Annotated in this window: 2 protein-coding genes; both read left to right on the top strand. The window is 33.9% G+C overall.

The annotated features are described in order from the left end of the window. A partial coding sequence (locus tag AC075L_RS07240) for a sensor histidine kinase (protein WP_476387452.1) occupies positions 1-1,305 on the top strand: 1,305 nt, incomplete at its 5' end. Continuing rightward, complete coding sequence (locus AC075L_RS07235) at positions 1,302-2,177, top strand: response regulator (RefSeq protein WP_476387451.1); 876 nt, start codon at positions 1,302-1,304, stop codon at positions 2,175-2,177. The genes AC075L_RS07240 and AC075L_RS07235, both read left to right, overlap by 4 nt. Positions 2,178-2,347 lie beyond the last annotated feature (170 nt).

Raw genomic sequence — 2,347 nt, 5'->3', positions numbered from 1 at the left:
GTAAAATGGTTGGATTTATATGAAGTATCCCTGGGAGATTATGAGAAAAATGGAATTGGTTATATCAGATATTATAGAGATTACGATTCGGGACTTATTAAAGGATATGTTCTTATAGAATATCAGTCGCCACTTCTGATAAATAATTTTGCACATATCAGATATGGGGAGACAGGCAGTTATCTGATTGCTGATACAGATGGAAACAAAAAAATAGAAAATGATCAGGATGTATCAGGAAATATTTCGGAAGAAGAGTATTTTCAATGGGCTGAAGATAATAAAAAAGGAGGAAAAGTATTCAGGATTGACGGTAAAAGATATCTTGTGACAGCGTCAGTAATCCCTACACTGGATTGGCTTATGATTGGTCTGACACCAGTGAATGAACTTACAAAAGCCGGGAAAGCGATGACACAGATTATTTATGTAGTAGGAATTATTGCTGCTTTAATCAGCACATTTTTCAGCCTGAGGGTTTCTCACAGTGTAATAAAGCCTTTGATATATTTGACAGATACCATGAAAAAATTTGGAAAAGGAGATCTTTCTGTACGTGTTCCTGTATTGTATGAGGATGAAATTGGAATATTATCGGAAGAGTTTAATAAGATGTCTGAACAAATCAGGCAGCTGGTTGATCAGGTATATAGAGAGCAACGGGCAAAAAGAAAATCTGAGCTTGCAGCACTTCAGGCACAGATTAATCCACATTTCTTATATAATACATTGAATAGTGTAAGTTCGCTTATCAAAATGAATTGTCCGGATGAAGCATTTATCATGATTCAGGCGATTGGTACATTTTATAGAACTTCACTTAGCGATGGAAAAACATTAATACCGCTGGAACAGGAAATAACAAATATAGAGAATTATATAAAAATACAGAAAGTCAGATATGGAAATAAAATAGAATATGAGATTGATATAGAAAATGAAATTTTGCAGGAGTGGATTGTAAAACTGACACTTCAGCCATTGGTAGAAAATTCTATATATCATGGTATAAAGGAAATGAGGGGAAAAGGAATTATCCGAATCAAAGGATGGAAAGAGAAGAATAAGGTTTTTATTCAGGTGTCAGATAATGGGCTTGGAATTCCAGAAGAAAAATTAGAAGAACTGTTTAGTAAAGATTACAGAGAAAAAGGCTCAGCATTTGGATTATTTAATATTCAACAAAGATTGCAGATTTATTTTGGAAAAGAATATGGTCTTACAGTAGAAAGTAAACTGAGTCAGGGAACGAAGGCAACAGTGTGCATTCCTGTAGATTTTAAGAGAGAAGAGGATAGAAAATGAGGGTATTCCTTGTAGATGATGAATTTTTGCAGAGAGCGTTAGTGAAAAAAACAGTTGACTGGAATAGTCTGGGTATGGAAATATGTGGAGAAGCAGAAGACGGAGAAGAAGCATTAAAGAAAATTTTGGAAGAAAAGCCGGATATTTTAATTATGGATATTAATATTCCATATATGAATGGAATTGAAGTATCTAAAAAAGTAAAGGTTATTTTTCCAGAAATACAAGTAATTATATTGACCGCTTATGGTGAATTTGAATATGCAAGGGAGGCACTTTCTTTTGGAGCAGTCAGTTTTGTGCTGAAACCGTTGGACCCTGAAGAATTAACAAAAGAGCTCCAGAAGTGTAAAGAAAAACTGGAACATATTTATAGACAGAAATCTTCTGTAAAGAAAATGCAAAAGGATCAGTTTCTTTTAGAACAGCTTTCAGGTATGGTACCTTCTGAAAATCAGCAGAGTAAATGGGAGGAAATGAAGATTCCGTTTGATAAACCATTATCAGTGGCTTTGATTAGACCTGAAAATAAACAACAGAATAACAAAATGGCAGAAGAAATGGAAGAAATAATCCAGGATTATTTTCCGGTATATGAAATGATTTCTATGAACCAAGGATATGCTTTTATTCTATTTGGAGAAGAGAATATGGAATATCAGATTCAGCTTCTCTGTACTTATATGCAGGAAATTATGAATAGTAAAAGGAACTGGAATGGAGGAATCAGCAGGGTATTTTCAGACATCAGAGAATTGAAAGCGGCCTATCAGGAGGCATATTCTGCCAGCCAGAAAAGGAAAAACAGAACAGAAAATTCTGATTTACGAGCCAGTAGATATGTTTCAATTTATACGATCATCGTTATATGATTCGGAAGTATTTTTGTATTATATCAGAAAAAATGAATATGAAATGCTCACAAAAGAGATAGGTGAAATGTTTATTCAAATGGAAGAACAGAATGTCCTTTCTGACACAGCAGTATATATATCTACGGATATTCTGAATCCATATTTGTCTGTATATGTCTGAACTGGGA

Source organism: Blautia sp. ZXY-1-B12, assembly GCF_056339915.1.
Note: the sequence above shows the minus strand (reverse complement) of the source record. Positions and strands in the feature narration are given on the sequence as shown.

What these genes read in the sequence shown, in the direction of transcription:
- AC075L_RS07235 (WP_476387451.1), top strand. Translation starts at nt 1,302, where the DNA reads ATGAGGGTATTCCTTGTAGATGATGAATTTTTGCAGAGAGCGTTAGTG.